The organism is Metallosphaera javensis (ex Hofmann et al. 2022) (genome assembly GCF_022064045.1).
Taxonomy (GTDB): domain Archaea; phylum Thermoproteota; class Thermoprotei_A; order Sulfolobales; family Sulfolobaceae; genus Metallosphaera; species Metallosphaera javensis.
This window is the reverse complement of the sequence record NZ_JAKNCW010000035.1, coordinates 1-6,406: the sequence shown is the minus strand read 5'-3', so window position 1 is coordinate 6,406 and position 6,406 is coordinate 1. Positions and strand designations below refer to the sequence as shown.

The window sequence follows — 6,406 nt, the reverse complement described above, 5'->3', positions numbered from 1 at the left end:
CTCCTCTTCTCGGAGGGCATAACCAACATGGGTAATACGCGTTTTTAAGGTTAGCTCTTCAGAAACTCCACAAACTATAAAGGCTCCCTAAATACACAAACAATATGGGATAAGCCCATAGATTTCCTGGAAACTGAACTTCACCCGTTGTGACATCACTACCTAGACCAAACTATATTTTAACGTCTGTTCTTTCATATACTCCTTACGTAGCTATAAAAGATGAAAAGAAGAAAGCGAGAAAAGAAAAAAAGCTTTTTACGAAGAACCTGAAGATCCCGAGTTCACGTTAAACTCCACTGGTGCCAGCGTTATTTGCTCCAGCATCTCTTGAGGTAATGACCCGATTTTCCTTATGTTAGCCCATGTCCACTTAACCATCTGGTTGTCGGTAACAGGGTCCACGGTGGGCGTGGTTACCTGGTTCGCACCAGGTTTAACCTCGAACGCCATTGCCACGAACAATTGCCCTGGAGTTACAGTATTGGATATCCAAGCTATACCGTCAAGGGATCCGTAATCGTTGTAGACCTGAATTATGTCGCCGTTGTTTATCCCCTCATTCTGTGCGTCTTGTGCACTTATCTCTATGATTGGCATTGGTACTCTCTGCACTATTTCAGGTATCTGGTAATCGGTCCATCCTGACTGGAATATGATGTTCCACCTGCCGTTGTTGACCCAGTACTTGTACTTGCTCTGTTCCTGGACAGCATATCCGAATATTCCCACATATGGCGTTGGGAATGGATTGAAGCCGTTGATCACAGCCTTTAGAAGCGTATCCCACGAATAGCCGAACATGGACTGAACATCATTTATGCTGATGTACTGTACCTGTCTAGTTATAAGAGGTATGCTTGTATTGCCAACCGTTACTGCCTGATTGGGATTTATGGTCACTGCCTCAGCCCTGAACTTTCCGTGAATGGCAGGCTCAGCATAGTTCACGAGACCCCATAGGGTAAAGCTACCGTCTGGGTTGGTGGTCTTACCAAGGATGGGAAGCTGTACACCAACAGTCCTCGCCATTTTCAGGTCATTCAGATCTATCTGTGACCATCCCGGTGGGAAGGCGTGTGGCACGAAATAGCCATAGGGCCATACAGATGAGGGGAAGTTCACAGGACCGTTTGCAACGTAGTAGTTCCACAGGTCATTGTATATACTGAACCAGTCATAATCGTAGTAGTTCTCAGAGTACGAGGGAGCGATGGAAAGTGGCTGAGAGTTCTGCATCATATGGTTGGAGAGGGACTCCCATATCTTGTTGAAAGCCGTGTATAATCTCTGTGCCTGAGGTGAATTCCCATTTCCCTCTGACTGATACATTTGATAAATCACATAGGCAATCATGGCATAAGTCCAAACGTCTGGCATTGACATTCCTAGTGGAGAGTGATACACATCGTCCAATCTGAGCCTCCTGTCGTGCCCGTTCCACCTTATTTCATATATCTCGCCATGATTGGAGGTGGAGGGCATCAGTAGGTGGGCTGCATTCTCGAATAGCCTGTTCTGATTCAGAATAATGTCATGACCTACTACGAACAATGCTCCGTTCGTGGATCCTAGACAGCTTATTACTGCATTCGCGTAATCTTGAGGACTTGGAACGTTGGGTAAGGTCTGACCTACAGCACTTGTGTTATATGATGCAGTTGGGGTAGTCATGGAGGAAGAAGGAACGCCCATACTGGCACTATTCTCCACGCACTCCTGGAGCAGTCTTGCCCTGTTATCGATTGTTAAGCCAAGCTTGCTACCGCTCATTGTCTGCTTGTAAGGAACTGCGGTGAACACCCAGAGAACCTTTCCATAACCGCTGTAGATGAGATAGTCCACGATGGGATTATACTGATATATCTGCGGTACCGTCGTACTCGTGTATTGACTGTAGAAGTTCTTGATGAAGTTCACTATATTCGTAGCATTGACCTGCATTCCCTGGGCCTGTAGCTGTTGAGGCACGTAAGAGCTCATCTGGATCCATAGGTTCCTGCCCTGACTCAGGTTAGAGGACCATGGGGGTGGTGGTGGTAACGGGAAGGCGGCACCCCTCTGGTGACCGAAACCCGTGCTGAGCCCGCACCCTGGCCTACCCGAGAGCGCTCCCGATATTATGGCCAAATTGGCAAGAGCGTAAATCGGGGTGTAGTTTCCAGACCAGATTATACCCTTCTCGAACTCTATGAGAGTTCTCTTATAGTATGTGTTTCCGTTGGCGGTCTTGGGCTTTGCAATGAGGTCTCCCATCTGCATTATTATGTTCTGGGGGACACCCGTAATACTCTCTGCCTCAGATAACCATTCGCTCAAGGACTTTGACTGAAGGTAGTCGGTGTAGTACTGATAATTCTGACTGTTAAAATTGAAGCCGTAGGTGCTTGCTGATTGATACAGACTGATGAAGTGGTTCACCACGTCCGGGTAAGTGTAGTAGATGTAGGCAGCAACCGCATTAATGAGTTCAGCGTCCGTTCCTGGATTTACCTGGACGTATAGCATGTACCCGCCACCGTTGTTTCCTGTTTGGCTGGTGATTCCAGACTGTGCCTGTTCCACAGTTATACCCAGCTTAGCCGCTGCAGCTCTCACGGTCTCGTTGGGCCTAGCCTCCACCACTATAATGTTACCGGGCGGAGTTGGCTCTCCTTGATCGAACCACTGGGCCTTTCTGCTTGCTGTGGCACCTGAGATGTTATCAAACATGTGCTGGATGAAGTTCACTGTGGAGGTTGCGTACTCGTTAATCCCCCAGAGAACCAGCGTATCAGCTATGCTAATATCCAGCATGCTTGCGGTATCAGTCCCATTCCCGTTAGTTGCCTCAAGCAGTGCATCCTCAGTCAGGGAGAAGGCCACCTGATAATGGAACCTGACGAAGGGTGTAGCCAGACCCATGTGAAGGAAGAGGCCGGGAGCCATGTTGCTGAAGACTCCACCCCCCTGTCCCCCACCGTGGTCAGACCTAATTGCCATCACCTGAATGGCTGCAGGTCCCACGGGGTCAGGATAGTTGAAGTTCTCGTTATCAAGGTAGTACTTTGAAATCATGGCAGCAACCTGGATTGCGTAGCTCCAGCTAATGGGCTGGAAGCTGTTGTTCCATCTCAACAGGGGCGTCTGTATCCTGGACTGGTATACCGCGTAACCGGAGGCCACATCGGAGAAGGGACTCCAGTTTCTCTGCGCATTTCTTCCTCCCCTGGTGGAGTAGGTTCCCTCATTTACTGGGCACTCGGAGCTGGGTACTTCTAAAATGTAGACAGGCTCCCAAGCTCCAGTCTGGGTGTTATACTTTACCGTCTTTGTTACCATTCCTTCTCCTATCCATGGGGTTCCGTAATTGGCGCCCAACGGAATAACGGGAGATGTGTAATCAGCCTGGAAGTTGGTTAGATCCCTGTTGAATACCTGGTCGTTCATGTTATAGACAATAGCGTTCTGTCCCTTCGCCGGTCCACCTTCTTTATAGACCGGGAACACGAAGATATCGTATCCGCACCCGACATTGCAGAACCTGCACGTGGCGTGATATATTTCAGCGTCTGGCGGTGGTAACGGGATCCTCTTATTTGGAACAGGGCTCGAAGTAGAACTAGTACTCGAGCTACTACCCATTGAAGATGACATATTCTATCGAAATGTCATTATCTTTTCATCTTTAAAAATCTTTATATATATGGTTAGAAAGATTTGAGTTTTTATTTTCAACTAGATTTCCAAACAAATTAAGAAAGAATAAAATTATCCACGTGATGGACAAGTCCTAGAAAATGGACATATTCCTCATCATTCTGGCAATGGTGTAGACCAACACTAGGTTCATCACTACGAACATAACAATGCCCACCAGGGGTAAGCTGGAGGGACCCCACTGCATGGAGGGAAAGTCCACGTTAGTGTAAAGCGGGTTACCAATTATGAAAAGGATGCTGAGAAAAGTGTCCCCAAGCATGTAGAGAGCTAGGGAGGTTATCTTCACTGTTAAGCTCATTTTAGGAATGTAAGATCCTGCTAAGATGCCTCCCAGAAATAGCGTGGCCTCACAAATCAACCTGATTGCTATGTTGGTGGCTGCCAAGTCAAAGGGGAGAGGAAAATGCCAGAAGACAGCTATAATCGCTCCCATCACCAGGGAAGCAAGGGACCCTCGAAACATCTTATAACCTATCACGGAACCTGCAAAGAACATGGCGTAATGATCCAGCATGAACACCACAGGGTTGCTGAACTGTAAACCCTCCGTCACAGGATTCAAAAACGCCACCAAGGTAACCGCAGGAATAATCAGGAACTTGTATTCGCTCCTCTTAACTCCCTGATAGGAAAACATAAAATAAAATTAGAGAATAAAATAAAAAGTTTTTCCTTTGTCTTTTTTAATTTGGCTTATTAACGTGATCCACAGACCTGTTTTCCGTGCCTGAGGCCATAACTCCCGGCCCTCCACCTGTTGACGAGACGCCAGTGATACCGGAGGTTTCCCAGAACGCGGATGTCTTCACTCCTAGAAGGGTCAGGAGGACCGGTAAACCGTACATTACGAAGCTGGCTCCCATAATCATGGCAAACATGGTCATCCAGTCCATGTAGGAGAGAAACTTCACCGGATAGGCCACCCATCTCCTGATAAGTCCTTCGTAACCTGCAATGCTCATTGTGTAACCCAGCAGGAGGGCCCCTATTGTCCACATTATCACTCCTCCGCTCACCATTCCAGCGCCCAAGCTGGAGAGAGAGGCGCCATTCATCTTAGATGCCAGCATATCCAAGAGGATTGACACGTAGCCCACCACTATTATGGTCCAGATCATGAGATGGAAGTGCCCCACCACGTAGTAGGTGTTATGGACGATCACGTTCAGTGGATTTATGGGAAGGATGAGGGCCTGAAGCCCAGCTAGGATGAATCCTATGAGAGCTATAAGGGCTGAGAGGCCAATGGGATTCTTCCACTGATATCCCTTTCCTGTGGCAATCGTGAGCCCAAGATTGAGGACTGTCAATCCTGATCCCGCTGCCAGAATCAGGGTAGTTGGGGTGATGAAGGCCCTGAGAACCGTGGGCAAAGGCCATGTCTGAAGGTGATGCACCCACGCCAGCATGCTGAAGGTGAAAAGGAGGACAATGTTGTATCTGGCCCACTTCTCGCTGTAGAGTGCCCTTCCCGCAAACTTGGGTATGTAGTAATAGAGCCCACCGAAGACTGCAAATGGTGCATAATATACCACTGGGTGGCCCCAGAACCAGAAGAGGACAACCCACGTCAGTGGATTCACGGGCACTGACGCCCAGAAATACAGGACATACCATAGCTCACCCGCAGCCAGCGCGAACTCAGTTATGAAGATAAGAGCCCCACCGAAAGCCATTCCATAAGCAGCGAAAACGGGAATCTTACCCTCCCTGGGCCTAGTCTTATAACCATCTACGAAGAGCGTGATTGAGGCAAGGATGGTACCTATTGCGTTCAGGAACATCATGAAGTAGGCTAGTCCCACAAGCTTACTTGCTATTGCAGCTGGGAATGACCCGAAATACAGCCAGCTCCCGAGCTGAAGAGACAGTGGTGGATACATGTACCAGCCCGTGGTCGGTCCTCCAGCAAAGGTCACAATCATTGGAAGGTTTATCAGGAAAAAGGAGAGAGTGAGGAGCTTGAAGTGCTGCGCTGACATATTACTCTTGTAGAGGGAGAACGCAAATATGGACAGGCTTATGTCCTCAACAATCATCATCATGGCAGCCTGACCGTGAAAGGTAACAAGGAAGTAGTAGAGAGGTGCAATGGCGTAACCTGCAGCCTGGTTCACGTGAGGACTTAGAAGGATGGTTCTGAACCATAACGCAGCGATTCCCATTGCAGCTAACCAGGCTAGCCCGCCGGCGGTGTAAAGCAGAGCTACTCCGAGAGTTGTCCTGGGATAGGCCTTCATTTCACATCACCCATAGGTAACCATACATGTAGGAGTGCCCAATTCCGCAATACTCGGCGCAATGGAAGGTGTAGTTTCCAGGGGCAGATGGGGCAAAGAAGAAGGAGTAACTGTTTATCCCTGGCACTATATTCACGTTTTGAGGTCCGTGAGGTAACCTTATGTAAAACGCATGAACCACGTTATTGCTGTAGAGCACCATCTCAACAGGCTGATTTGGGTACACCTTAATGTAGGGGAAACCATTAATGTAGGTTATCACGTTACTGGATACAGGTATCTGTAGCTCTGTCCCATTGGGCAGGTAAATTATCTGGGTCGCATTTTGAGGAACCCAGGCCCACTGCACGCCCTCCATATAAATTATTACCGTGCCGTTGGGCAGGGGTAGCATTTCCCTGAACTTGACGTCAGTGCCTCGGCCCTTGAAAAGTTTTTTACCAGGGTAATACGCGTTTTGAATA

General features: G+C 48.3%; 4 protein-coding genes. All 4 read right to left on the bottom strand.

Going from position 1 to position 6,406, the window contains the following annotated elements; translation table 11 throughout:
• Positions 1–258 precede the first annotated feature (258 nt).
• The 4 genes from L3N51_RS12125 to L3N51_RS12110 all read right to left on the bottom strand — a co-directional run bounded on the left by L3N51_RS12125 (position 259) and on the right by L3N51_RS12110 (position 6,405).
• Entirely contained in the window at positions 259–3,636 is a 3,378-nt protein-coding gene (locus tag L3N51_RS12125) for a molybdopterin dinucleotide binding domain-containing protein (RefSeq protein ID WP_238027479.1), read from the bottom strand.
• 136 nt (positions 3,637–3,772) lie between these two features.
• Positions 3,773–4,339 carry a DUF1404 domain-containing protein gene (locus L3N51_RS12120; RefSeq protein WP_238027478.1) on the bottom strand — a complete coding sequence of 189 codons (567 nt, stop codon included), beginning with the start codon at positions 4,337–4,339 and terminating at the stop codon, positions 3,773–3,775.
• Positions 4,340–4,385: 46 nt separating this feature from the next.
• Complete coding sequence (gene soxB, locus L3N51_RS12115; protein ID WP_238027477.1) at positions 4,386–5,942, bottom strand: proton pump complex quinol oxidase subunit SoxB; 1,557 nt, start codon at positions 5,940–5,942, stop codon at positions 4,386–4,388.
• A 1-nt stretch (position 5,943) separates the two neighbouring features.
• Positions 5,944–6,405 (bottom strand): quinol oxidase subunit 2, encoded by a 462-nt coding sequence (locus L3N51_RS12110; protein ID WP_238027476.1) that lies wholly within the window; start codon positions 6,403–6,405, stop codon positions 5,944–5,946.
• Position 6,406: the final 1 nt, after the last annotated feature.

Excerpts from the sequence above, each read along its gene's own strand:
- L3N51_RS12125 (WP_238027479.1), bottom strand. The coding sequence starts at position 3,636 with ATGTCATCTTCAATGGGTAGTAGCTCGAGTACTAGTTCTACTTCGAGC.
- L3N51_RS12120 (WP_238027478.1), bottom strand. The coding sequence starts at position 4,339 with ATGTTTTCCTATCAGGGAGTTAAGAGGAGCGAATACAAGTTCCTGATT.
- soxB (WP_238027477.1), bottom strand. The coding sequence starts at position 5,942 with ATGAAGGCCTATCCCAGGACAACTCTCGGAGTAGCTCTGCTTTACACC.